At 64.5% G+C, this 25533-nt stretch carries 22 protein-coding genes; 3 read left to right on the top strand and 19 right to left on the bottom strand.

Annotated elements, in window-relative coordinates:
* Nucleotides 1-4 precede the first annotated feature (4 nt).
* The 17 genes from hypF to VMX79_01115 all read right to left on the bottom strand — a co-directional run bounded on the left by hypF (nucleotide 5) and on the right by VMX79_01115 (nucleotide 18549).
* Nucleotides 5-2293 carry a carbamoyltransferase HypF gene (hypF, locus tag VMX79_01195; GenBank protein HUV85709.1) on the bottom strand — a complete coding sequence of 763 codons (2289 nt, stop codon included), beginning with the start codon at nucleotides 2291-2293 and terminating at the stop codon, nucleotides 5-7.
* Nucleotides 2290-2790, bottom strand: coding sequence for a hydrogenase maturation protease (locus VMX79_01190; protein ID HUV85708.1), 501 nt, complete (start codon nucleotides 2788-2790; stop codon nucleotides 2290-2292). The genes hypF and VMX79_01190 overlap by 4 nt, the downstream gene beginning before the upstream one ends.
* Before the next feature lie 1316 nt (nucleotides 2791-4106).
* Nucleotides 4107-4718 carry a tetratricopeptide repeat protein gene (locus VMX79_01185; protein HUV85707.1) on the bottom strand — a complete coding sequence of 204 codons (612 nt, stop codon included), beginning with the start codon at nucleotides 4716-4718 and terminating at the stop codon, nucleotides 4107-4109.
* Nucleotides 4719-4846: 128 nt separating this feature from the next.
* Nucleotides 4847-6313: a Ni/Fe hydrogenase subunit alpha gene (locus VMX79_01180; protein HUV85706.1), complete on the bottom strand. Its 1467-nt coding sequence runs from the start codon at nucleotides 6311-6313 to the stop codon at nucleotides 4847-4849.
* A gap of 66 nt (nucleotides 6314-6379) precedes the next feature.
* Nucleotides 6380-7360 (bottom strand): oxidoreductase, encoded by a 981-nt coding sequence (locus VMX79_01175; GenBank protein HUV85705.1) that lies wholly within the window; start codon nucleotides 7358-7360, stop codon nucleotides 6380-6382.
* Entirely contained in the window at nucleotides 7353-7802 is a 450-nt protein-coding gene (locus tag VMX79_01170; GenBank protein HUV85704.1) for a hydrogenase iron-sulfur subunit, read from the bottom strand. Before VMX79_01170 ends, VMX79_01175 begins: the two co-directional genes overlap by 8 nt.
* Nucleotides 7802-9586 (bottom strand): 4Fe-4S binding protein, encoded by a 1785-nt coding sequence (locus tag VMX79_01165; GenBank protein ID HUV85703.1) that lies wholly within the window; start codon nucleotides 9584-9586, stop codon nucleotides 7802-7804. Before VMX79_01165 ends, VMX79_01170 begins: the two co-directional genes overlap by 1 nt.
* Nucleotides 9587-9605: 19 nt before the next feature.
* Nucleotides 9606-11519 carry an NADH-quinone oxidoreductase subunit NuoF gene (nuoF, locus tag VMX79_01160; GenBank protein ID HUV85702.1) on the bottom strand — a complete coding sequence of 638 codons (1914 nt, stop codon included), beginning with the start codon at nucleotides 11517-11519 and terminating at the stop codon, nucleotides 9606-9608.
* 45 nt (nucleotides 11520-11564) lie between these two features.
* Nucleotides 11565-12059 (bottom strand): NAD(P)H-dependent oxidoreductase subunit E, encoded by a 495-nt coding sequence (locus tag VMX79_01155; GenBank protein HUV85701.1) that lies wholly within the window; start codon nucleotides 12057-12059, stop codon nucleotides 11565-11567.
* Between the two features lie 41 nt (nucleotides 12060-12100).
* Nucleotides 12101-13006: an FAD-dependent oxidoreductase gene (locus tag VMX79_01150; GenBank protein HUV85700.1), complete on the bottom strand. Its 906-nt coding sequence runs from the start codon at nucleotides 13004-13006 to the stop codon at nucleotides 12101-12103.
* A gap of 13 nt (nucleotides 13007-13019) precedes the next feature.
* Nucleotides 13020-13907, bottom strand: a complete 888-nt coding sequence (locus VMX79_01145; GenBank protein HUV85699.1) for a CoB--CoM heterodisulfide reductase iron-sulfur subunit B family protein — start codon at nucleotides 13905-13907, stop codon at nucleotides 13020-13022.
* Entirely contained in the window at nucleotides 13904-14494 is a 591-nt protein-coding gene (locus VMX79_01140; protein ID HUV85698.1) for a 4Fe-4S dicluster domain-containing protein, read from the bottom strand. Before VMX79_01140 ends, VMX79_01145 begins: the two co-directional genes overlap by 4 nt.
* Nucleotides 14495-14627: 133 nt before the next feature.
* On the bottom strand, nucleotides 14628-15128 hold the full coding sequence (locus VMX79_01135) for an ATP-binding protein (protein HUV85697.1): 501 nt from the start codon (nucleotides 15126-15128) through the stop codon (nucleotides 14628-14630).
* A gap of 9 nt (nucleotides 15129-15137) precedes the next feature.
* Nucleotides 15138-15512 carry a DRTGG domain-containing protein gene (locus tag VMX79_01130; protein ID HUV85696.1) on the bottom strand — a complete coding sequence of 125 codons (375 nt, stop codon included), beginning with the start codon at nucleotides 15510-15512 and terminating at the stop codon, nucleotides 15138-15140.
* A gap of 251 nt (nucleotides 15513-15763) precedes the next feature.
* A complete protein-coding gene (locus tag VMX79_01125) occupies nucleotides 15764-17221 on the bottom strand; it encodes an RtcB family protein (GenBank protein HUV85695.1) in 1458 nt (485 codons plus the stop codon).
* Between the two features lie 13 nt (nucleotides 17222-17234).
* Nucleotides 17235-17891 carry a hypothetical protein gene (locus VMX79_01120; protein ID HUV85694.1) on the bottom strand — a complete coding sequence of 219 codons (657 nt, stop codon included), beginning with the start codon at nucleotides 17889-17891 and terminating at the stop codon, nucleotides 17235-17237.
* Nucleotides 17892-17907: 16 nt separating this feature from the next.
* Nucleotides 17908-18549, bottom strand: a complete 642-nt coding sequence (locus tag VMX79_01115) for a hypothetical protein (GenBank protein HUV85693.1) — start codon at nucleotides 18547-18549, stop codon at nucleotides 17908-17910.
* A gap of 78 nt (nucleotides 18550-18627) precedes the next feature.
* Here VMX79_01115 and VMX79_01110 point away from each other — a divergent pair, with 78 nt between their 5' ends.
* The 3 genes from VMX79_01110 (at nucleotide 18628) to VMX79_01100 (ending at nucleotide 21284) form a co-directional block, all read left to right on the top strand.
* On the top strand, nucleotides 18628-19872 hold the full coding sequence (locus VMX79_01110) for a (Fe-S)-binding protein (protein ID HUV85692.1): 1245 nt from the start codon (nucleotides 18628-18630) through the stop codon (nucleotides 19870-19872).
* Between the two features lie 263 nt (nucleotides 19873-20135).
* Complete coding sequence (locus VMX79_01105; GenBank protein ID HUV85691.1) at nucleotides 20136-20654, top strand: hypothetical protein; 519 nt, start codon at nucleotides 20136-20138, stop codon at nucleotides 20652-20654.
* Nucleotides 20655-20720: 66 nt separating this feature from the next.
* The gene (locus tag VMX79_01100) at nucleotides 20721-21284 is read left to right on the top strand and encodes a transposase (protein HUV85690.1); all 564 of its coding nucleotides are present in this window, start codon (nucleotides 20721-20723) and stop codon (nucleotides 21282-21284) included.
* 49 nt (nucleotides 21285-21333) lie between these two features.
* On the opposite strand, the gene VMX79_01095 is transcribed toward VMX79_01100, so the two are convergent.
* Both VMX79_01095 and VMX79_01090 read right to left on the bottom strand, forming a co-directional pair.
* Entirely contained in the window at nucleotides 21334-23565 is a 2232-nt protein-coding gene (locus tag VMX79_01095; GenBank protein HUV85689.1) for a tetratricopeptide repeat protein, read from the bottom strand.
* On the bottom strand, nucleotides 23562-25533 hold a 1972-nt coding region (locus VMX79_01090; GenBank protein ID HUV85688.1), incomplete at its 5' end, for a tetratricopeptide repeat protein. The genes VMX79_01090 and VMX79_01095, both read right to left, overlap by 4 nt.

The following is a 25533-nucleotide window of genomic DNA, read 5'->3' as shown; positions in this document are numbered from 1 at the left end:
TATGCTAATCCTTCTCCAAACGCGCCAGCGCCGCCGCGGCCTGCCCCAACGACAGGCCGCCGTCGTTGGTCGGCACCCGCTCGTGAATTAAAACGTCGAAGCCGGCGCCCTCGAGCGTCGGCACCAGTTTACGCAACAAGGTTATATTCTGAAAACAGCCGCCGCCGAGCGCGACCGCACTCAGGCCGTACTCGTCGCGGAGACGGGAGGCGACGTCGGCCGCCATGGCCGCGACGGCGTTGTGGAAGCGCGCCGCTATCGCGCCGGGCGCTGTACCCGCCCGCACGTCCGCTACGACCGCCTCGATTACCGGCGCCGCGTCTATCACCAGCGGTTTCCCGTCGTCGTACGAGAACTCGTACGCGCCGTCCTCTTCGCACGCGACCTGTTGCTCAAACTCCAGCGCGGCCTGCCCCTCGTAATTGACGAAATTGCGGATTCCCGCCAGCGCCGCGACGGCGTCAAAGAGCCGTCCCATCGAGCTCGTGGGCGGCGCGTTCACGCCCTTGGCCGCGGCCTCCAGCACCATCTCGCGCCGGCCTTCGGGGATATCGTCCAGAAAAGGCAGCGGCCTGCGGAGCGCGTCGTCGCCGTAGAGCTCGCGGAGCCAGGCGAGCGCCATCCGCCAGGGCTCCCGGGCGGCGGCGTCGCCCCCCGGCAGCGGCACGTACCTCAAGTGGGCCGCGCGTTCGTAACCCGCGAGGTCCGCGACCAGGAACTCGCCGCCCCAGACGGCGCCGTCGTCGCCCAGGCCCGCGCCGTCGAACGCGACGCCGATAACTTTTCCCTCGTAATACCCCGCGTCCGCGAGGACCGAGGCGACGTGGCCGTGGTGATGTTGGACCACGACCTCCGGTAAGCCCGACGCGACCGCGTAGCGGGAGGCGAGGTAGTCGGGGTGGAGGTCGCGGGCGACCGCCGCCGGCTCGACGTCGAACATCTCCCGGAAGTGCGCGATGCCCTCCTCGAAGGCCTCCAGCGTCGCGACGTTCTCCAGGTCGCCGACGTGGTGCGAGACGAACGCCTGCGAGCCTTTGGTCATGCAAAACGTATTCTTGAGCTCGGCGCCGACCGCCAGCACGCTCGTTTTATACGTGCGGCCCAGCTCGAGCGGCAACGGCACGTACCCGCGCGAACGCCGGACGGCGTACTCTCGGCCGCGGAAGACCCGCGTCACGCTGTCGTCGACGCGGCGGCCTATGGCCCGGTCGTGCGTCAGGTAATAATCGGCGATGCCGGCGAGGTGCTCGACCACCTTGTCGTCGCGGTAGGCGATGGGCTCGTCGGCGCGGTTGCCGGACGTCATTACCAGGATCTCGACGTCGTCGTCGAACAATAAATGGTGCAACGGCGTGTACGGCAACATCACGCCGAGGTAGCGGTTTTGCGGAGCGATCGCGTCGGGGAGGTGGCACGGCTCGCGCTTACGCAGGAGGACGATGGGCCGCTTCTCGGAGGTCAACAGCTCGAGTTCGTCGTCACTCATTTCGCAGTACCGCCGGGCTACGGCGACGTCCCGCGCCATAACGGCGAACGGCTTGTCCTCGCGGTACTTGCGCGAGCGCAGCTTCTCGACTGCCTCGGCGGAGGTAGCGTCGCAAGCGAGGTGATAGCCGCCCAGGCCCTTGACGGCGACGACGCAGCCGTCGAAGAGGAGCTGCTTCGCCTCGCCGAGCGGGTCGTCCGCGTCGAGCGGGTTGCCCTCGGCGTCCCACAGCGCGAGGCGCGGCCCGCACGCGGCGCAGGCGTTGGGTTGGGCGTGGAAGCGCCGGTTGCCCGGGTCGTCGTACTCGGCCCGGCAGGCCGGGCACATCTCGAAGGAGGCCATCGTCGTCTTGGGCCGGTCGTACGGCACGCCCCGGATGATGGTAAAGCGCGGGCCGCAGTTGGTGCAGTTGATGAAGGGATACCGGTAACGGCGGTCCGCCGGCTCGAGCAGTTCGTCGAGGCAGTCGCCGCAGGTGGCCAGGTCCGGCGAGACCAGCGTCTGCGCCTCGCCCGGGACGCTTTCCTTTATTACGAACGTATCCTCGCCGGCGGGGGCGAGCTCTTCCTCCTCCACCGCGTCCAGCCGCGCGCGGGGCGGCGGCGCGGCCTGTAGTTGCGTCACGAACTCGTCAATCGCGGCCGGCGGTCCCTCCAGCTCGACGACGACGCCGGCGCCGTCGTTGAGGACGAAGCCGGCCAGGCCGAGGCGTCGCGCCAGGTTGTAGACGTGCGGCCTGAAGCCGACGCCCTGGACGACGCCGGCTACGCGCAGCCTCTTCCTCGCTGTCGTCGTTGCCGGTTTCACGGGGCGCTATCCTTTAATATTCCGAGCACGGCTGCGGCGGCCTCCTCTACCGCGGCGGCGACGCGAGGCGAAAGGTCCTCGCGAAACTCGTACAACCACTCGGCCTCGACCGCGACGACCCTTACCTCCCGGGGCGCGCCGAGTTTAAGTTCCCGAAGGATGGCGAGCGCCGAGGCCAGGTTGACGCCGTGGCTGTGGCCGAGGTGGGCCGTGGGCTCGAGCGCCTCTGCCGCGAATCGATAAACCGTCCCCGGTTCGCCGCCCTCGGTCTTGATGGCGTCGGCCACGACGGCGCGGTCGTAACCGCGAAGGTAGTCCACCAGGTCGAAGCCGCCGGTGCACGCCTCGTCGACGTCGACGCGGGCGGCGAGCTCGGCCGGCAACAACTCGGCCACGCGGCGGGCGACGTGGATGCCGACGCCGTCGTCGCCGCGGATCTCGTTGCCGATGCCCAATACCAGCGTTTTGCCGCGTCTGGCCTCGATTTCGGCGGACATGGGCGTGAATTGTAACATAAAAAATTAGTACCAGCGAGGAGGGAATAAAAAACCCGGCTCGAGGCCGGGTAATCATGGCTAAGCTTATTTTACCGCGTTACGAATAGGCCGAGCTCCAAAAAACAAACCGCCCTGTTTATTACGACTCCTCCGATACCATACCGGGTAAGATGGTACCGCAAGATACTAATATACCGCGGCTTCCTTATTGGTTACTCGCCTTCCACCTCCGAATAAGCTTCGTCTTCTTCGGGCGTTAGCGTTATTATAAAAGAAACGCGAGTTAATTCTTCTTCGGTTATTTTACCGTGAGCGACGGCATCTCGGAGTACCCGCCATAGTGTTTCTTGGCGTTCGGGGTCGTCTTTCCCTTTAAAAACGGTCGAAGTTACGAAACCCGCGATGCGGTTCGTGGCGAGTTCGTCTAGCTCGACCCCCGTGCGGCCGTTCCCAAACGCTTCTTTAATTATTTCCTCTATACGATCCCGTAATGTCTGCATAGTCTTTTACTTCTTACGTAGATATTACCTGCTGCATGCAATAACCTATCCGCGTTCTCGCGCATACCTTCTAAATCGTTAGAACGTGTAGCGGTTAATTCGCGTTCCCGATATAGAGATGTCAACGTATTCGTCGTAAGGTACTTTATAAAATTATTCCAACGGCGTATCACGGCAGACACATTCGTACTTATTAATTGCGATAATAAAGGGCTCTGCGGGCCTACGGATAAAGGGTCGTGCCTAAGGTATGCTAGTAGGTTGTGATATTCCACACCTACGGGTATTGCAACGTGTCCTAACCGATACACGACCAAAGCGCTTAACACGCATTCGACAGAAACACCCCCCAAATAAACAGCTAGCGAATAATATATGCCGGCACGGAATAACGAAGTTCCTTCGTCCAGCCTTTCCCCAGCCGCCTTAATATATTCACTCGGAGTTAAAAGACGGACTCTACGAATGGGGAATGGGTGCCTAACGAAGTCTGTACCGTTCACGCTATTATTATATAGAAACCTTCGAGTTTTTCAACTAAAAAGCGCCCATACGGACGCTTTTCTATATTAAACGTATCCTGGCTTAGCAGTTGCGTTTGATCGTGCGGCGGAGCTCGCCGTCGGCGTCGTAGATGTCGAACTCGAGGGGCATATTGCCGGAGAGGCTGTGCGCCCCGCAAGCCGTGCCGGGGGCGTAGGCGCGGAACGGGAAAGCAAGCGGCCTCGTCCCGACTTTTAGCTAAATACCTCGCGCGAACGTTTTCAGCACGCAGCGTTTTCCACGGCGACGACGAAGGACGGCCTTCGCGTTCGTTCATTCCATTTCCGTAAAATCTTCTTCTACCCACACACCCCAGAAATCTTCCGGGAATAAGGAGTAATTTCCATTGAACCATTCCAAAATACTCCCGTCGTAATATCCGTACTCATCTTCGAACCGCTCGTAGAAAGTATCAAAATCCATGCCTAGTCTAATGGCTAATATATAATACCGGGCGCCGATATTATCGTTCAGGTTGGTTCGAAGCAGCCGACGGAGGATATCGAGCGCTTTTTCGTTTTCCCCGGCCTCCCACAAATCCTCGGCCTTCGCGAGTAACGCGCGTATAATATGCCGGTTTCCCCAACGATCCCAAGGAAGCTCGTCGGGCCAATTGCCGGCGGCGTCCCTAATCAGCTGCAAGGCGCGGACGTAAGCTTCGTTCAATAAACGTTCCGCCTTGGCGTATTTGCCTCTTTCCAATAATATTTCCCTCAGCGTCAAATAAGAGTCGAGGAAATCCGGGTCCTCGTCGATGAATTCCCGTAACAGCTTTTCGCCCGTTCCGTAATCAAAATCCTCCGAGTCGTAGTAATCGCAAAAATCGTAATACGCGCTCATCACTTCGCGGTCCTTATCGACAAAGACTCTCGCGTCCTTAGGCATATCTTACCTCCGGCTAAGGCCGGCCCGGGCATCCCCTTCTTTTGCGCCCCTATGATATTATCAGCCGTAAAATATGCAACAAAAAAAGGCGGCCCGAAGGCCGCCTTTTAATCGGCAGACCAGGGCCTTTAGCAGTTGCGCTTGATCGTGCGGCGAAGGTTCCCGTCGGCGTCGTAGATGTCGAACTCGAGCGGCGTCTTGCCGGGGAGGGCGTGCGTCGCGCAGGCCATGCAGGGGTCGTAGGCGCGGAACGCCATCTCGACCATGTTCAGCTTCCCCTCGTCGACGTCGCCGCCCTTGATGACGCCCCGGGCGGCGTTGCGCACGGCGAGGTTGATGCCGGCGTAGTTGTGGGTCGTCGCGACGATGAGGTTCATCGCGGTGACGATGCCGTTCTCGTCGGTGTCGTAGTCGTGGATGAGGTGGCCGCGCGCGGCCTCGATGGTCCCGACGCCGCGGCTCGGCGTCTCGGTCGGGATATTGCGGATGTGCTCGTCGAGGATGTCGTCGTCGTTCATGTAGTCGAGCCACAGCTCCGCGCCCTGGGCGCCCTCGATGATGCGGGCCCAGTGGTAGGCCAGCGAGGCGTGGACGGGCTTGCCGCCCAGCGTCGCGTACATCTTCTCGAACTCGGCCTGCGCCACCGGCGTCTGCATCCCCTCCGAGGCGTTGAGCCGCCCCAGCGGGCCGCCGCGGTAGATGCCGGAGTCCTTCCCCGTGACCCAGCCCTTCCAGCCGACGCCCTTGAGGTACGTCACCTTGAGGTAGGTCCAGGGCTCGACGTGCTCCTCGATATAGTCGAGGTAGTCCGTGCCCTCATACTTCGCGAACTCGTTGCCCTCCGGGTCGACGATGCGCGTCATGCCGTCGTAGAAGTCGACCTTGTTGTCGTCGTTCACCAGGCCGATGTAGTACGTCTCCTGGCCGCCGTATATATCGGAGAGGACGAGGTCCACGTACGCCTGGTTCTTGAGGACGACGTCCTCGAAGAGCTGGAACGTGAACTTGGAGAACTCCACGGCCTCCTCGGCGTGCTTGCGCATCTCATCGCGGGCTTCGGCGTCCAGCGGCCGCGTTATGCCGCCCGGGAGCGCGATAATGGGGTGGGTGCGCTTGCCGCCGAAGTACTTCATGACGTCGATGGACTTGGCCCGCATCTCGATGACCTTGGCGCCGATCTCGAGGCCCACCTTGGCCACGACGCCCAGGATGTTGCGCTCCGCCGGGTCGGCCGTCGGCCCTACGACGAAGTCCGGCGCGGCGAGGTAGTAGAAGTGCAGGAGGTGGTCGTAGAAGAAATAGGAGTTGTATATCATCCGCCGGAGTCTCTCGCCGTTGGGCGGCAGCTCTACCTTGTAGACCGCGTCACATGCCTTCGCGCCTGCGAAGTGGTGGACGAGCGGTCAAACGCCGCAGATGCGGGGCGTGATCCGGGGGACTTCCTCCACCGGCCGGCCCACGCAGAACTGCTCGAAGCCGCGCAGCTCCGGGATCTGGAGGTACGCGTTCGCGACGTCGCCGTTGTCGTCCAGGAAGATGGCTATTTTGCCGTGCCCTTCCAGGCGAGAGATGGGGTCGATTTCGATTTTCTTCATAACTATACTCCGTAAGGGCTGGTTCCGTTAGGAGCTTATATTAAACGAGCGGCGCTTCGCGCGGCGCTACTCGTCGCCTTCCTTGCGCTCGCCGCGCTGCACCCCCAACAACGACTTCGCCAGGCCGAAGCGGTAGAAGTAACCGGCGGGGTCGTCCAATTGGCCTAATATCCTGTCGGCCTCGGCCTGGGTGTCGGCGACAACTATCGAGGCAATAGCGGAGGCCAGTTTGGCGCCCATGTCGTTGACGTTGTCGGTGGGGCCGAAGCAGCCGCGACACGCCTGGCCCGCGACGATGCACGCCGCCTCGCAGCCGTCGCGCGTCGCCGGCCCGCAGCATATGATGCCCTGCTCGAGCAGGCACTTCTCCGGGTCGTTCTCGACGAGATGGATACGTTTGAACGCCGTGACCTGTTTCTCCTCCGACCGCTCGCGCGGGCACTCGTCGCACACGGCCTTGGTCCCGGCGATTACGGTCCCCTTGGGCGGGAGCTCGCCCGAGGCCACGGCCTCGACCGCGGCGATTACCCACTTCGGCTGCGGCGGGCAGCCCGGGATGTAGTAGTCGACGTCGACGACCTGGTCGAGGGCGTAGGCACGCTCCATCGCGCGCGGCAGCGTCAACTCGCCCTCCGGGACCTCGAAAGTCGTCTGGGGCCGCGTTCCGTCCGGGTTCACCACCGACGGGACGGTGTCGTACATCCGGTGCGCGATCTCTTCCGTAGTCCAGAAGTTGCCCAGCGAGGGTATGCCGCCCATTTGGGCGCAGGCGCCGAAGGCCACGAGGACCTGGCTCTTGCGCCGCATAAGGTGGGCGTGGTGCACGTCGTGGTCGTTGCGGACCGCGCCGTTGAAGAAGCCCACCGTAACGCCGCCGTCGGGGATGGCCTCTAAATCTTTGTCCTTGAAGTCGAGCGCGGTAGGCCAATATACGATGTCGGCCAGTTCCGCGACTTTCAAGATAACCTCGTCGATATCGACGATGGCTATCTCGCAGCCGCCGCAGCTCGCGGAGGGCATGAAGGCGAACTTGAATTTCTCAGGCATGGACTTCCTCCTTGGCCACGGCCGGGTCCTCGACGCCCTTGGGCATCGGCCCCAACTTCTTTATCGTCTCCGTAAAACCTTTCACCGTCTCGGCGAAGCGCTGAGCCTCCGAGGCACTTACCGACTCCAGCCGGAGCCTTTCGGGGTCGACGCCCATCTGCTGCAATACTTTTTTCAACAACGTAACGCGACGGAGAGCCTTGTAATTACCTTCCTGGTAATGGCAGTCGCCGGGGTGTCAACCGCCCACCAGGACGCCGTCCGCGCCGTGGGCAAAGGCGTCCAAGATGAATTGCGGGTCCACCCGGCCCGAACACATAACGCGGATGCCCCGCACGTTGGGCGGGTACTTGATGCGAGACGTGCCGGCCAGGTCCGCGCCGGCGTAGGCGCACCAGGTGCAGAGCAGGCCGACGATCTTGGGTTCGAAAGTTTCCGCCATTAGGACAACACCCCTTCGATCTCCGCCAGGATCTGTTCGTTTTTGAAGTGGCGTTGGTTCGCGGCGCCGGTGGTGCAGGCCGCGACGCAGGTACCGCATCCCTTACATAACGCCTCGTTCACTACGGAGACGCTCTTCTCCTCGTCGAACGAGATCGCGGTGTACGGACACAGGCCGATGCAGATCTTGCAGCCGCAGCACACGTCCTCGTCGATAACCGAGGTAATGGGTTCGATCTCGACGAGGCCCTTGTCCATGAGCACGAGGGCCTGCGCCGCCGCGGCCGAGCCCTGGGCCACCGCGTCCGGAATGTCCTTCGGGCCCTGGCACGCGCCCGCCAGGAAGACGCCGTCGGTGGTGGTCGATACCGGCGCGAGCTTGGCGTGCTTCTCGGTGAAGAACCCCTCGGCGCCGCAGCTGATGCCGAAGGTGCGCCGGACTTCGTCGGCGTCCTCGCGCGCCTCGAGCCCCGTGGCCAGGACCACCATGTCGACCGGGACGCGGCGATACGCGCCGATGAGCGTATCCTCGCAGCACACGACGAGCTTGCCCACCTCCTCCGGCCTCTCGGCGACGTTGGTAACCTCGGCGCCGCGGCCGCGAACGAAGAAGACGCCCTCCTCCAACACCCGGTCGTAGAATTCCTCGTACCCTTTGCCGAAGGTCCGCATGTCGATGTAGAACTGGAAGACCTCGGCGCCGGTCTTCTCCTTGATGAGGTGGGCGAACTTGAGCGAGTACATGCAGCACACCCGCGAGCAGTACCGGTTGTAATTCTTATCCCGCGAGCCGACGCAGTGGAGGATGCCGATGGACTTCGGCTCCTCGCCGTTCTCCATAACGACCTCGCCCTCGGTGTAGCCGTCGGCCCGGTTCATCAATTCGAACTCCAAACCCGAGATGACGTTGGGGAGTACGCCGTACCCCAGCTCCCGAATGCGCCGCGGGTCGAAGGTCTTGAAACCGGTGGCGATGATTATGGTCCCGATGTCGAGCTCGAGCTCCTCCTCGGCCGCGTCGAGGTCGACGGCTTCCTTGGGGCAGATGTCCTCGCAGATGCGGCAGGCGTCCAAACCCTCCTCGGCCTGCGTGAAATGGATGCACTCGGAAGTCTCGACATACGGCACGTTGGGCACGGCCTGCTTTATCGGGACCCGTATCGCCGAATTGGACGAGAGCGTCAGCTCGTCGTGGACGATCGCGCGGCCGAGGCGGTCGACGGCCGTGATGGCCCCCGTGGGGCACACCGAGGCGCACGCGCCGCAGGCGATGCATTCGTCCGAGGGCCGGCCGTACGGCGGCGCCACCTCCGCCTCGTGGCCGCGTTGGACGAAGCCTATGGCGTAGGCCTGGACGCGCTGCTCGCACAAGCGGACGCACAGGCCGCAGAGGATGCACTTGCGCGGCTCGTCGCCGTCGCGCGCCGCGGCGGGGAAGCGCGAGCGGTCGACGCCGTACTCCTTCGCCAGCTCGTGCAGGACCTCGGCGTCGGGCGCCTGGGCCAGCAGCAGCTCCAAAACCATTTTGCGTGCCCGCCGAACGTCCTCGTCGTCGGTAACGACCTCCATACCGTCGGTGGCCGGGAGCACGCACGAGGCGGCGAGCCGGGGCGCCCCGCCCTTCTCGGTTACTTTGACCTGGCAGAGACGGCAGGAGCCGTAGGGCTCGAGAAAATCCACGTAGCAGAGCGTCGGGACGTCGACGTTGGCGGCTTTACAGGCGTCCAGAACCGTCTTCCCTTCTTCCAGTTCGACCGCTTTGCCGTTAACAGTGAGGTTCAACATGGACCGACTCCTTTTGCCATTAACGGCGGACTATGGCGTCCTGGTTACATACGTCGTAACAGGCCGCGCACTTGATGCACTTGGCGGCGTCGAGGACGTGGGGCTGGTCTTTCGCCCCGGTAATGGCGCCCTCGGAACACACTTTGGCGCACGCGCCGCACCCGGTGCATTTATCCTCCAATATCGAGTACGTAATGAGCGCTTTGCATATTCCCGCGGGGCACTTCTTGTCGCGTATGTGGGCCTCGTACTCGTCGCGGAAGAACCGTATCGTCGAGAGCAGCGGGTTGGGGGCGGTGGTGCCCAGGCCGCAGAGCGCCGTCTCCTTGACGGTCCGGCCCAGCTCCTCCAGGAGCTCAACGTCGCCCTCCCGGCCTTCGCCCTTCGTTATCCGCTTGCAGATGTCGTGCATCTGCTTCACGCCCTCGCGGCAGGGCGTGCATTTCCCGCAGGACTCCTCCTGCAAAAAGTCGAGGAAGTACCGGGCGACCTCGACCATGCAGGTGTCGTTGTCCATGACCACCATACCGCCCGAGCCCATCATCGAACCGGCCGTGGTCAAGGCGTCGAAGTCTATCTTGAGGTCGAGGTTGTCCCCGGGAATACACCCGCCGGACGGCCCGCCCGTTTGCACGGCCTTAAACTCGCGCCGACGCGGTATCCCGCCGCCGACGTCGAAGACGACCTCGCGTAGCGTAATGCCCATCGGCACTTCGACCAGGCCGGTGTTGTTGACGTTGCCGACCAGCGAGAAGACCTTGGTGCCCTTGCTGTTCTCCGTGCCGATGCCCGCGAACCAATCGCCGCCGCGGTTCATTATGACCGGGACGTTGGCCCAGGTCTCGACGTTATTGATTATGGTCGGCTTGCCGAAGAGACCTTTTTGCGCCGGGTACGGCGGCCGCGGCCGCGGCATACCGCGCTCGCCCTCGATGGAGGCCAACAGCGCCGTCTCCTCGCCGCACACGAAAGCGCCCGCGCCGCGGGCGATCTTGACGTCGAAATCCAAACCCGAACCGAGGATGTTCTTGCCCAGCAGGCCGGCCCCGCGCAGCTTATCGAGCGCCACGCCCAAAACGTCGACGGCGTGGGGGTACTCGCGCCGCACGTATATATACCCTTCCTTGCAGTCGCCGACGGCGCACGCGCCGATAATCATCCCCTCGATGACGGCGAAGGGGTCGCCCTCCAGAACGCTGCGGTCCATGTACGCGCCCGGGTCGCCCTCGTCCGCGTTGCAGACGACGTACTTCTCGTCCCCGGCCGCGGCCCGGCAATAATCCCATTTCTTACCCGTTGAAAAGCCTGCGCCGCCGCGGCCCCTGAGGCCCGATTTCGTTACGTTCTCGATCACTTCCTCGGACGATCTATCGTGGAGCGCTTTATACAGGCCGAAGAAGCCGCCCCGGCCTATATACTCTTCCAATTCCGTCGGGTTAATGAACCCGCAATCCCGCAGCGCGATTTTCAACTGGTTCTTGAAGAACGGGAGGTCCTGGTACGTAAGCACTTCGGCAAGGTCGCCGTCGCCCGCCGAAACGCCATACGGCTTGATAGTACCGTCGGTAATGAATTCCTCGGACTCGAGCCGGCATAACGCCCACGAAGCCTTGTCTTCGCCGGCGGCGAGTGCCGCTACCAGCTTCTCGGCCTTGGAGGGGGTAATCTTTTTATAGATTACGCGCGAGTGCCCCGGCCGCCAGACGTCGACCAACGGTTCGACCGCGCAGAACCCTATGCACCCGGTAGGTACGACGTCGGCGTCGTAGCCTTCCCGCTGCACGGCGTTGACCAAAGCCAACATCACGGGGTCCGCTCCGTTGGCTTTACCGCACGTGGCGGAGCCCACGGCGATGCGCACCTTCGCCGGGTAAAGCGCGGCCAAGCCCCTTTCCTTTGCGTCGTGGAGGTCCTTCAGATTCGCTATCGCCATATCAACCACCTAAGCCGTCCGTCAGGCTCCGGTAAGACCCTCGGCCTACGCTGCGGTTACCTTCTCCTCTTCCGCGGCGCCCTCTTTCAGTTTCCGGATAATTTCTCCGGCCTTCGTCGTAGTCACGTGACCGTAATATTCCTCGTTCGCCACTATGATGGGCCCTAACGCGCACGCGCCAACGCAGTGCACGCTCTCGAGCGAGACGTCGCCGTCATCGGAGGTCTCCCCCGGCGCCACGCCGGTCTCGTCGATGACCTTCTCCAGAATCGCCTGCGCGCCGCGGACGATACACGCCGTACCGGTGCACACCTTGACGTGAGACCTTCCCTGCGGCGCGCCGGAAAACGCGTTGTAAAAAGTCGAAAGGCCGAGGATACGCTCCAGCGGAACGTGGAGCCTTTCGGCGGCCATAATGAGGACCTTCTCCGGGACGTAGTTGAACTCGTCCTGGACATCCAACAACAGCTCGATTAAACTGGCGTCACTCCGGCGGAAATTTTCCACCAACGTCTCGGCCCGTTCCATATCGATAGCCATATCGTATCCTCCCGCAACCGCGGCGCCGGCCGGCTGGGGCGTTATTCCCCGGCCGCGGCCCGGGCCTTTTCTTTCTCCTCGAGTTTCTTGGCCTTAATAGTCGTACCCTCGATCGCGATGATAAGCTTGGAGGGGTACGGTATGCGCGGGCATTTCTCCATACAGTCGCCGCAGCTGTTGCACTTCTCGAGGTCGACGTACCGCGCTTTCTTTTTAACCGTCACCTTGAAGTTGCCGACGAAGCCGTCCACGTTGGTGACTTCGGAATAGGTGAGGAGCTCGATATTAGGGTGGACGCCGACGTCCACCATCTTGGGCGTCAGGATGCAGGCGGCGCAGTCGAGCGTGGGGAAGGTTTTGTCGAATACCGACATATGGCCGCCGATACTGGCCTCGCGCTCGACGAGGTATACTTTCTTGCCGGCGTCGGCGATGTCGAGCGCGGCCTGAATGCCGGCGATGCCGCCGCCGACCACCAACGCCGCGGGCGTAACCTCCACCACCGTGGGGGTCAGCGCCTCCTGCAGCGCTACCCGCCGCACCTCGCCGTGGATGAGCTGCTTCGCCTTGTCGGTGGCCAGCTCGCGGTCCTCCGAAACCCACGAGACGTGTTCGCGGATGTTGGCCATCGCGAACAGGTACGGGTTAAGACCCGCCTCGGCGCACGTGCGCCGGAACGTCCGCTCGTGCATCAAGGGCGAGCAGGAGGCCACGACGACGCGGTTGAGGCCCAGCTCGCGGATGTCTTTTTTTATAAGCTCCTGGCCGGGGTCGGAACACATGAACTGGTATTCGCGCGCTACGACGACGCCGGGCAACTTCACCGCGTCCTCCACCACCGCCGGCACGTCGACCATACCCAGGATGTTGTGGCCGCAGTGACAGACGTAGACGCCGGTTCTCGGTTCTTCCTCTTCGCCGGTTTTGGGTTCTTCTTCCGCTACCATCGTTACCTCCGGCTCAGACTATCTTTGCCAACAAGGCGTCAGCGGATACCCTGTGGTTATCGATGTCGAGCTCGCCGGGCGGGACGCCCAGCGCGAGCCCCACGATTTGCGTAAAATATAAGACGGGGATGTTGAACTCCTCGCCGTAGTAATCGCCGGCTTCCTTCTGGAAGTTGTCGAGGTTGAACTGGCAGAGGGGACAGCAGGTCACGATCCCGTCGGCGCCGTGCTCCTGGGCGGTCTTGAGCAGCAGGCCGACCATGCGCGCCGCGATCTCGGGTTGGGTAGTTATGAAGGTCCCGGCGCAGCACTTGGCCTTCACCGGGTAATACGCCACCTGGGCGCCCAACAGCTTCAGGTAGTCGTCGAACTTCGTGGGTTGGTCGTAGTCGTCGAATTCGTTCTTGGGCCGGACGATCTGGCAACCGTAATAAGGCGCGAGCCGCACCATCGCCAAATCGCGGATAATCTTGGCCTTGAGGACTTCCTCCGGTACGTCGTTGATGTAGACGTCGAGTAAGTGGCGGACGCGGACCTTGCCCTCGTAGCGAAGGTCGGCGGCGGCCAGCGCGTCGTTGACGACGCCGAACAACTTCGGGTCCTCGGCCATGTAGTGCACGGCGTTGTTGAGGACCGCGAAGCACGCGCTGCACGGCGCGACGACCTCGACCGCGCCGTTGGACGAGGACGACATCTTTTCCGCTATCGCCAGGTTGCGGCTCGCGACGGAGAAGGCCTCGACGTGGTCGTAGGACATATAGGCCGTAGCGCCGCAGCAATTCCAGTCCTCGACCTCTCTCAAATCCAACCCCAGCGCCGGCGCCGTGGCCTCTATCGACCGGCCGTAGGGTTTCGCCGTCGCTTCGATAGAACACCCGGGGTAGTACGCGTACGTCGTCATGGCCGCATCGCCGCCTCTTCGCGCGACCTCGCTATTATCTTTCTAACGTCGCTCGCGCTCTTGGATTTCTTGGGGAACACCTCGAGCCGGCCGGTCGTGAGGAGGCTCAAACCCATCCCGGCGTATTTGAACGCGCCGAAGATGTTGGTGGCCAGGAAGTACCTCATCAAGAGCCACATCTCGTTGCTGCGGCCCAGCCAGCGGACGACGCCCGCGAAATTCTTCGCCAGCGCCCGGGCCCGCTTCGACGCCGGGTTCTCGTACCGCTCGCGCATGGCCATCTGTTTTAACTTGTAGAAGAAATCGGTCAGCTTGATCTCTTTGGGGCACTTGACGTAGCAGGAGTAACAGGAGGCGCACATCCAGATCATGTTGCTGCCCAGGACGCGGTCGCGGTAACCGGCGCGGGTGAGGGCCATCACCTCGCGCGGCGTATAATCCATGTCGCGGGCGGTGGGGCAAGTCCCGGAGCACGTGCCGCACTGGATGCACGCCGCCACCGCCTCGCCCCCCGGCATAGCGAGGATCTCGTTCAAGAAGCCCAGGTCGGGCGTCTCGCGCCAAATAGCTTTGCCTACCTCGGCCATAAGGCCTCCTTAGACGGTTCGGTAAGCTCCGAAATTTTGGGATTTGCGCAGCTTTTTCTTAAGCCACGACGAAGGAGCTTAGCTGCAAAGATGTCGGAACCGCCGTGGCGCTTTAGAACTCTCACGTTGAACTTCAGCTCAGCAAGATGGCAAACTCTAATACCGTGCCCTCGCCCACCTTCGACGTTATCTTTAAAAAATCGACGTTACCCCGTATGTTGGGAAGGCCCAAGCCGGCGCCGAAGCCCATCTCGCGAACTTCGGGGGTGGCGGTGGTCCAACCAGGTTGCATCGCTTGTTCGATATCCGGTATCCCCGGGCCCCGGTCTTCGACGACCACGTATATGCACAGCGGCGTTACGCGCGCCTTTATGTTACCCTCCCTGGCGTAGACCGTAACGTTGACCTCGGCCTCGAAGCACGCTATCGCCGCGCGCCGGACCACCTGGGGCGATATGGCCAATTTCTTTATCAGCCGCTTTATCTGGATGGCGCCGGCCCCGGCGGTGGCGAAGTCGCCCCCCATTATCCTTTTTTCGGTCTCGATGGCCTCGTCGGCCGCCACCCCCGCGCAACCTCTGACCTTGTCGAAGTCTATTCCCTCCCGGGTCCAGATAAAATCGGCGCCGGTCATCGCGCGCCGCTATTCCCCTCTGCCGGGTGGGATATACGCCCCGCTCTTCGCGCCGAGTTGGTAGACCAAGCCGCACGACTCGTACATCGTCTTGGGCGTAAGTATCACCGGAAGGCCGATCTCGCGGGCGTAATCGACGACTTCCGCCTCCGGCGCCTTACCGCGCACGAAGCAAATACCGATAAGGTCGATCATGTCCGCGGCGCGTAATATCTGGATCTTCGCCAGGCCGGTGATAAGAAACGCCTCGACGTCCCTACAGCAGAGGATGTCGCTGACGAGGTCCGAGGATATCACGACGCCGACGTCGCGGTCCAAGCCGTCTTCGCCGGTCAAGACTTCGGCGCCGAGCTTTTCTGCAATATCGCGTATCCTTACGGCCAAAGGGGATACTCCGCCCGGGAGCTTTAGTAATTTGCTACGTTTTTCACAAACCCGCCTAAAAACTAATCGCGCTAAGGTTAAATCCGCGCCATTAAGAAGGTGAAATAAACGGAACGTGATTTTAAAAGAACCGGTTTCAAATGTCAAGGTTTTTTTCGGCGTCCGACCCCCAAACGCCCCACGAAGGCCGGCAAAAACGGCTTCGCCCCGAACGTCCCGAAACGTATCCCGGGAGCCGTCGCCTTAGGCCGCTACCCCTTGATGACCCCCAACGGCTCGAGGCGCGCCACCGCCTTCGAAATGCCGGCGTTGGTCACGACGTTGACTACGTCGCTCACGTCCTTGTAGGCGTCGCTCATCTCCTCGGCCAGCGTCTTGGGCGAGCGGCACACGACCTCGACGCCGCGGTCCTCCAGCTCGCGCGAGATGGAGCGGCCCTTGGCCCGCCTCGTCGCCTCCTTGCGGCTCATTACGCGGCCCGCGCCGTGGCAGGTCGAGCCCCAGGTCTCGGCCATCGCGCGCGCGGTGCCCAGCAAGACGAACGACTCGGTGCCCATATCCCCCGGGATGATAACCGGTTGGCCCAGGTCCCGGTACACGTCGGCCAGCTCGGCTTGGCCCGGGCCGAAGGCGCGGGTGGCGCCCTTGCGGTGGACGAGCAACTCCTCGCGCCGGCCGTCGACGTCGTGGGTCTCGAACTTGGCGATGTTGTGCGCCACGTCGTACACCAGGTTCATCCCCAGCCCGCGCGGAGAGGCGCCCAGTACTTTAACGAAGACCTCCTCGGCCCAGTACATCATTATCTGTCGGTTGGCCCAGGCATAGTTGGCCGCGGCGTTCATCGCGCCCAGGTAGCCCCGGCCCTCGTCCGAGTTTATGGGCGCGCACGCCAGCTGCTGGTCCGGAACCGATATCTTATAGCGGCCCATCGCGCTGCGCATTACTTTGACCCAATCGTCGCACACCTGGTAGCCGAGGCCGCGGGAGCCGGAGTGAATCATAAGCGTGACGCCGTCGGGCTCGAGGCCGAAGGCTCGCGCGGCGCCCTCGTCGAAGAGCTCCGCCACCCGACCGATCTCGATGAAGTGGTTGCCGGCCCCCAACGTCCCGAGCTGCGGCCGGCCGCGTTCCAACGCCCGCGCCGACAGCGCGCCGGGGTCCGCGTCGGGGAGCGAGCCGCCGGCCTCGGTGCGCTCGAGGTCGGCCGCGTCGCCGAAGCCCTGCGCCACGGCCCACCGCGCGCCGTCCCGCAGCGCCCTTTTGAGTTCGGCCTCGCTCAGCCGGAGCTTGCTCTTGGTGCCGATGCCGCACGGTATGGCGTCGTACAGGCCCTGCAGCAGCCCGCGGACCTTGCCCCGTACGTCGTCGACGGTAAGCGACGTGCTCATAAGGCGGACGCCGCAGTTGATGTCGTAGCCCACGCCCCCCGGCGAGACGACGCCGTCGCGCTCGCGCGTCGCCGCCACGCCACCGATGGGGAAGCCGTACCCCCAGTGGATATCCGGCATGGCGAGCGAGTAACCGACTATGCCCGGCAGCGCGGCGACGTTCGCCACCTGCTGCGGCGTCTTGTCCATCCGCAAGTGCCCCAGCATTTTTTCGTCGGCGTATATCATGCCGTCGACGCGCATGCGGCCGTCGTACGATTTCGGCAGCCGCCAACGCCACGCGTCAACCTTCTCCAGCGGTCCTTGCCATTCTTCGGCCATCATCATCCCCCGTTCATAATGTGTATACCTTGACCCCCAGCGTAACCAGCTTCTCCGTCAGGTTGAACTTGGGGTCGAAGGCGCCTTTATTCCACGACCTGACGGGCTCCCGCCATTCCTGGCGGGTCGACGCGTACCGGTACTCCACGACCAAAGAGAAGCCGGTCGCCGGGTCCGGGAAGAACTCCAAACCGGCGAGCGCCGCCCAGCCGGTGCCGAAGCTCCCTTTATCCGAAAGTACGTCGGAATTATCCATTACGATGCGGTGGTAGTTCGTCCAAACCGCGCCGCCGCCGGCGTAAGGCCGGAGCCTCATCCGCCACAGCGGAACCCGCGCGCGGCCGCCCATTAAAAAGGTGTCACCTTCACCCTTCAACTCCGTAGGGGGGACGGGATACTCCTCCCCTTCCCGGGCCGGCGCGTCGCCGGAGGCGTAGGTATAACCCCACTGCAGCTCGGGTGCGACGAGCCAGCTCGCCGGCTCGTACGCCACCTCGCCGAAGTACGCGTACCCCGCTCCGCTCCCCGACCAGAGCTCGTGGTCGTTCGCGCTGTGGCAGCCGCCGACGTTGAAGCCGAAAGAGATGCGGCCCGGAAGGTCCGCGTCCGCGGACGCCCCCGCGCCGGCCGAGGTCATAGCCATTAAAAATATCACCGTCAAACGCCGCATCGCGGCCCCCTGTCATTTAAAACAAAAAGAAGCGAAATACGCCGCCGACCTGCAGCTGCTCGAAAACGAAATCCTCGTCGGCGCCGGCCGGCAAATCCGACCACGCCGAATACGCCCGGCCGTTCAGAACCTGTAGGCTCAGCGTCTGGCCGCCGCCGGGCGCGAACTCGACGCCGCCCACCAACGCCCAACCGAGGCCCGAGCCGGACCTCGACTTCATCGTGCCTCCGTACCAGGTCTGCACCTCGCGCCGCGGCCACGCGGCGAGGAAGGCCGGCCCGCCGTACGCCGCGAGAACGTCGCCCACGAACGGGTAACCGTAGTAGCCGCCGGCGGTCAGTTGCGTCGCGTACAAGCCCAGGTACCGCGCGGGCTCGGGGTACTCCTCTATATCCCACTCGGGCGCGTCGCCCCGGCTCCAGCTCGCGCCGCCCGTAACGTACGGCAGCGTGACGGCGGGGCTGAGCCGGCAGCCGAACTCGCCGCGGAAGGCCGCGCCCCGGCCCGACGCCGCGACGCGGTTGCCGGCCGCGGCGCTGCGGCCGAAGGCCGCGTTCAGGCCTATGAACGCCCGCCCAGGCGGCGGCGGTTTTTCGCCGGCCGCGGCCGCCGCCGTTAGCGCTGTTATCGCAACCGTTATTATAGTAATATTGTGCAACGCCTATCCGCCTCGGTACGCCGTATATTACGTTTTAACCCCGCGCCAAAGCAACCGTTTTTTGCCGCCGAACCGTAAATGGCCGCGAAAATACGAGACAACCTCATCGACGGCTGGCGCGAAAACCTCGCGCGGTGCCTTCGTTGCGGCCTGTGCCGCGAGGTGTGCCCGGCCTTCCGCGCGACGGCCTCGGAGCGCTTCTCGCCGCGGGGCCGGCTGGCGCTGCTGGAGGCGGCGCTGGAGGGCGAGCCCCCGGCCGAGGAGTTCGGCGCGCCGTTCCTCGAGTCGCTGGCGTACTGCTTGAGCTGCCGCGCCTGCGCGGAGCGCTGCCCCTCGGGCGTGGCCGGCGACGTGTTGGTCCTCGCCGCGCGGGAGGCGGGGCTCTGCCGCGGCGGCTTCCCCTTCTTCAAATCGTGGGCCTACCGCCTCGCGCTGGGCCGTCCCCGGCTCCTGGCGCTGTTGACGCGGCTGTTGTACGTCGCGCAGCAGGCGCACCTCCTGCCCTTCGCGCTGTGGTTCTTCGGCCTACCGCCCCGGCTGGCGCTTCCCAAGCTGGAGGCGAAGCCGTTCGACGCCTCCCGGGAACAATACTTCATACCGGCGGAGGGGACCGAGTGGCGCGGCCGGGTCACGTACTTCGCCGGCTGCGGGGCGACGTACCTTTACCCATCTACCGCTCGAGCGGTGGTCGAGCTCCTCACCCGGGCCGGCTACCTGGTCTTCGTACCCGCCGCGCGCCGGTGCTGCGGCATCCCGGCGCTCGCGAACGGCGACGTCGACCTGGCCCGCGAGCTCGCCGCGCGGAACGTAGCGGCCCTCGCCGGCGACGAGCCGGTCGTCGTCGACTGCGGCAGCTGCGGCACGATGCTCACGTATTATTATAACGACGTGCTGGAGGTCCCGGGCGCGGCGTCTTTCAAGGAGCGGGTGAAGGATTTTACCGAGCTAATCCCGCCCGACGTTATCGAGGCGCGGGACGACGGCCGCGTCACGTATCACGACCCGTGCCACCTGGCGCGGGGGCTGGGCGTCACCGCGGAGCCGCGGACGCTTTTAAGTAAAATCGGCCGGCTCGTCGAGTTGGAGGCGCCGGGGGCCGTGACGTGCTGCGGCGGCGCCGGCGCGTACGGCCTGACGTACGACGACGTCTTCGCGAAGATAGGGGGCGAGAAAGCCGCGGCGGTAGAAGCCACCGGCGCGGACGTCGTCGCGACCGGCTGTCCGGCCTGCGTCTTATATATTAACGAGGCGCTGCGGCGCCGGGGCGCAAAGGCCGAGGCCCGGCACACGGCGGAGGTGTTGAACGAGGGCGGCGGGCCGTAGGGGCGGAACGCGTTCCGCCCCACGGGCGCCGTTACGAAACGCAACCCGCTTCCTTGACAACGCCGCCGCCCCTAAGGTTTAAAATTTCATAGAGAGCGCGAACCCTTTTACCAACGGGAGGTAGTGCGATGCGCAGCGTATTCGGCCTCGTAATGATATTGGCCTGCCTCGCGCCGGCTGCGGCGGACCAGTTCCTCGTCGGCGAGCGCGGGACCGACGGCGACTACCCGTTCCGCGGCTGTTGAGGGAGCGAGGCCTGCAGGATGCAGGACCTCGTGCTGCAAACGGACGCCCTTCCCGCCGGCCGCGTCACCAGGTGGGAGTGGTTCGGCGTCGGCAAGGAGGTCAAGGCCGGGAAATATTTCAAGTTCCGCCTTACGCTGTGCCACACCTCGCGGCGCGCGCTGACCGAGAAGTACGCCGACAACTACGACGGCAACACGCCGGCGCAAGTCTTCTACCGCGACCCCGTACAATTCGACCCCAAACTCAACGATTGGTTCGGCTTCACCTGCGACGCGCCGTTCGATTATAACGGCCGCGATAACCTCATCGTCGAGGTGTGGTGGGCGGGGCAGGAGAACGAGGCCAACGCCTACACCGACTGGGGCCGGGACTTCATGGGGCGGTGCGTCGTGTCCTTCGTGACGAAAGGCATACCGGAATGCGGCTACCCCGACGCCGGCCGCGTCCAGGATTACGTACATTACATGCGAATAACGATGACCGGCGCCGCCGCCGCGCCAACGTCGCTGGGGCGGGTGAAGGGGTTGTTCCGGTAGGGGCGCAACGCGTCGGGGCGCAACGCATAAGGGCGCAACACGTTGCGCCCCTACGATGAACGTTTTATGACGTTCGACCGCCACAAACACCACCGCCGGTCCATCCGCCTCCGCGGCTACGATTACGCGGCGGCCGGGGCGTATTTCATTACGATATGCACGTACGGCCCGGAACGTCTGTTCGGGGCCGTCGACGGCGACGCGGTCCGTTTGAACGACTACGGCCTCGTCGCCCGGGAGGAATGGTTGCGTTCCGCGGCCCACAGGCCCGAAATCGAATTGGACGCGTTCGTCGTTATGCCCAACCACGTCCACGGCATCGTAATTATAACGGACGACGCTGTAGGGGCGCAACGTGTTGCGCCCCCACGCGTTACGCCCCTACCCGAAACGAACGCACAACGACCGGCGGCATACAGGCCGCCGGGGTCGTTGGGGTCGTTCGTCGCCGGGTTCAAAATGGCCGTAACGAAACGCATCAACCTATTGCGCGGGACGCCGGGCGCGCGGGCGTGGCAACGTAATTATTACGAACGGATCATCAGGGACGACGATGAGGCCGCGCGCATCCACGCGTATATTTACGACAACGCCGGCCGTTGGCCCGAGGACGATTATTACCGGCCGTAGGGGCGCAACGCGTAGGGGGTTGTTCCGGTAGAGCCGGTCGGCCCCGCCCCTACCACCCCATCGCCTCCAGCCGGGCGAGGTTGGCGCGGACCTCGGCCGAATGGGGGGCGATGCGGGCCGCGCGCACAAGCTCGGCCTTGGCCTCGACGTACCGCCCCCGGGCGATGAGCGCCAGCGCGTACGCGTTCATCAAGCGCACGTCGTTATACTCGTGGACGTTCTCGGCCAGCAGCTTAAACGCCTCGTCGTCGCGGCCTTCCCGCCGATACATAGCCGCCAGAAGGAGGACGACGTCGGGGTCGTTGTAGCCGCACTCAAGCGTATTCTCCAGCTCGCGCTTGGCGCGTTCGCGCTCGCCCCGCTCGAGGTAAATCGCGGCCACCAGCCGGTGGGTCTTGCCGTCGTGGGGTTTGAGCGCCACGGCCACGCGGGCGTGTTTCAGCGCCGCGTCGAGGTCGCCCTCGGCCTGGTCGGCCATCGCCAGGTACGCGTACGCCATATACGACATATACTCCTCCCCCCCGATGGCGACGGCCTTATGCGCCGCCCGGCGCGCCTCCTCGTACCGGCCCTGGTCAAAGTAAAACCGGGCCAGGTTGATGTAAGGCACGGACGAGTCGACGTCGAACGCGGCGGCGCGTTCGAGATAGTACGCCGTCCGGCCCGGGTCGCCGCGGTACTCGTAGAAGAGGCCGTGGTATTCCCAAACGCTTACGGCGAGGTTCAATCCCTGGTCCGGGTCGCCTTTGCGGTAGCGCCGGGCCGTCGCGAAAGCGCCGGCCCGGGCCAACACCTCGGCGTCCAGCGGCCACGCCTCCTCGGGCCCGGTCTCGCGGTCGGCCAGCCCCAGTATGAAACCCGCCGGCCGGCCCCGCCGGCAAAAGGCGCGGCGCTGGTGGGTCTGGTACAGGAAGAAATAATCCACGAATACCGGGCGGGCGCCGACCTCGCGCCAAATCAACGCCGACAGTTTGTCGATGTCGAAGCGCTCGTCGTTGATGTTGTAGAGCTCTACGTCCGGGCGCTGTCGGAGGGTGTACTGGCGGAACCAATAGAGGAAGTTGGACGTCGTCGTGCCGGAGACGTAAACCGCCCGATACCCCACCGGCAAGACTATCTGACGGCCGTAATAGGATATGAATTCCGGGTCGCGCCGCTGCCGCGGCCACTCGCGGGCCAACGAGAACGCGACGGCCGCCGCGGCAACGGCCGTCACGGCGACGCGCAATTTCCCGCCCGCGGCGCGGAAGAGGGCCGCCGCCCCACACGCCGCACACGCGAAGACCAGCCCTACGAACGGCAATTGATAACTCGCCAGGTCCGGGATGTCGTAGCAGAGGAGAAAGGCCGTGTTCAAAACCAACACCGCGACGACGGCCGCCGCGGCCGCCCGGGCCCGCCGCCATAAGAGCCACAAGCCCAGGGGCGCGAGGAATACGAACGGCCCGCCGCTCCGCCACACCGCGGCGAAAAGCTCGCGCAGCCGCAAGGTCGCGAGCAGCCACGTCGGTGCCCTGAAGTTATAGGAGAACTGGCGGCCGGTGGCGTGGATGACGAACGTCCGGAGGTCGCTGATGCCGGTCCAGGTCCAGGTTAGGGGCGGCGCGGCGACGGCGCGTATGGGTAAAAATAGCGCCGCCGATAACCCCAGCGCCCAGCAGGCCGCGGCCAACCAAACGACGCGAACCGGCGGCCGGCGGGCCGCGCCCCATACGGCGAGCAATACCAAAACGTACGCGAACGCCGTCAAATGGACGCCGGCGCCCAGGCCGCCCAGGAACGCCGCCGCTATATAAGGCCGGCCGTCGCCGCGATGCGTCAAGTCGAGGATTAAAAGCGCGCCGAGCAGCAAAGCGAAGGCCGCGCCGTAGACCTCTACCGACGTGGCCTCCAGCCATAACGACGGCGCCCCGGCGAAAAGTACGCCGGCCAGGACCGCGAACGCCGCTAAACCGACGTCGTCCCGGCCGTTCCCGCGGCCTACGCGATACGCCCCCCACGCGAGCAGCGCCGGCGCCAGCGCGACCGCCAACGCGTTGGCGACGTCCGCCGCGGCCGCGGCCCACGCCGCCGGCAACACCGAAAGCGGGAGCGCGAGTATTTGCAGGTAAACGGGGTACCCGGTGGGGTGGGCGATGCCGAGCACGGAGGCCGCGGCGACGAAATCGCCCCAGTCGCCGCCGGCCGGCGCCCGGGCCGCGGAGGCGACGTACAACGCCGCGGCGGCGACGTACGTCGCGCCGAAGACGAGCAACGCGGATTTTCCGGCGATGCGCCTCATCGTCCCGCCTCCGGTCCCGCGGCCGGGTAACGCTCGAGCAGCGCCCGGAATTCGGGCCTGTCGCGGCAGCTCGCGAGGTCCGGGTCCTCCCGCGCCATCGGCCCGTAGCGGCCCGGCTTAAGCTCGAGGGCGAGCGCCAGGTGTCCCAAGGCGGCGTCGGGCCGCCCCTCCCCCGCCCGCAGGCAGGCGAGGTTATAGTGGGCCTGGGCGTCGCCCGGGTTGAGCTCGAGCGCGGCCTCGAAATCCTTTGCCGCGGAAGTCGCGTCCTCCAACTTTAAGAAGTTCACGCCGCGGGCGGTATGCGCGCGCGACGCGTAGGCGTTGAGCTCGAGCGACCTGTCGAAAGCCGCGACCGCGGCGCGGCTGTCGCCGGCGGCGTCGTACGTCAACCCCAACTCCCACCAGAACTCGGCGTCGTCGACGTGGCGCGGCTTCGCCGCCTCGAACGCCGCCAGCGCCTTGTCCAAGTCGCCCCGCTCGCGGAAGATGACGGCGCCGACGTACCCGCCCTCGCCGGTTTCGTCCGCCGCCAGCGTTTCGGCCACTTCCGCGGCCTCGCCCGCCCGGCCGGCGGCGAACAGCACGCGCGCCAGCTTGGCGCGGATAGCGGCACTTCCGGGAGCTAGCTCCAGCGCCCGCCGGTAATATTTCACCGCCTCCTCCTCCCGGCCCGACACCATATAAATGCTGGCTAAATTCTGGTAGCCGTCGGGGTCGTCCGGGAGAAGACGGACGTACGACTTCAACAACTCCTCCTGGGGTTGGATGATGCCGCGGTCGGCCAGGTGATTGCTCAAGCGGGAATAATATATCGTGACGAGCCGCGCAAAAAACGGGTCGCGAAGCTCGCCCCGGCCCTTTTCCTCGATTTCGGCCATCAAAGCCGTGAAGGCCCGAATCGACGCCGCGGCGCGCCGGCGCACTTCCGCCGGGGGAGGTTCCTCCGTTACCACCTCCAACGCCAGATCGTACGGAACGAAATATTTCCGCAACCTCTTGCTCCGGTCGCCCAGCCCCCAGAACATCCGGCGACGGCCCGCGTTCTCGGCAATTATGGCCGCGATGACCTCGGGTAAAATGAAGTCGTCGCTCGAGCGGAAGATGATTCCGGAAACGTCGTAGTCGCCGCGCGCCACGGCCCGCTCGGCGAGAACGCGCACCTCCGCCTCTTCCGGGACGACCAGGTCCGGGTTGCGGCGCGCGAGCGCCGTTAAATACCCGCGGCTCGCGAGCCGGATCTGGTCCACGACGGCCACGTCGGGCCGGGAGCGCCGCGCGTAAAGGTTGTACCAGGTTATGAAGGTGTTCGTGTCGCCGCTGGGGAAGAAGAGGGCTTTCTCCGGCAGCGCCGCCAGCAGGCGCCGGCCGTACGTCTCCGCGAAGATGAAGCCGCGGCGATGGCCGTACGGGTAATTCGTCGCGAACGCCCACCCCGTAGCCGCGAGGATTGCCGCCGCCGCGCACGCCGCGACCGGCAAACGCGCCGCCGTAAACCTCTCCGCTATAACGCGCGCGACGACGCCGACGCCGACAGCGGCCACGAACGCCGCGGCGAGGTGCAGCGGGATAAAGTAGTACCAGATGTCGGGAATAGAATACACGACGCAATAGGCGAGGTACCCGGCATAATACAGCACAAGCGCCGGCGCGACGGCCCACCGGCGTTTCGCGAACAACCACGCCAGCCCCGCCGCCGCGAACGCCGCCAGCGGCGTGACGTTGGACAAGACCGCGCCGCGATACTGCGCCCACGCCTCCCGCACGCCGGCCAACCCCTCCTCGAGGAAGTTACCCTGATATTGGACACCGGCCAGGTGGGCGTAGAGCGAGGCCGCGGTGGAGGGGTCGTTCCAGTTGAAGAGCGGCTGCCGCGCCGCCCGCAACGGCGTGTAGAGGTTCACCGAGACCCCCGCCAATAAAAAGGCCGCCGCCAACGGCAGCGCCCGCGCCAGCGTCTTCGCCTTCCCC

Source organism: bacterium (genome assembly GCA_035529855.1).
Taxonomy (GTDB): domain Bacteria; phylum RBG-13-66-14; class B26-G2; order WVWN01; family WVWN01; genus WVWN01.
Note: the sequence above shows the minus strand (reverse complement) of the source record. Positions and strands in the feature narration are given on the sequence as shown.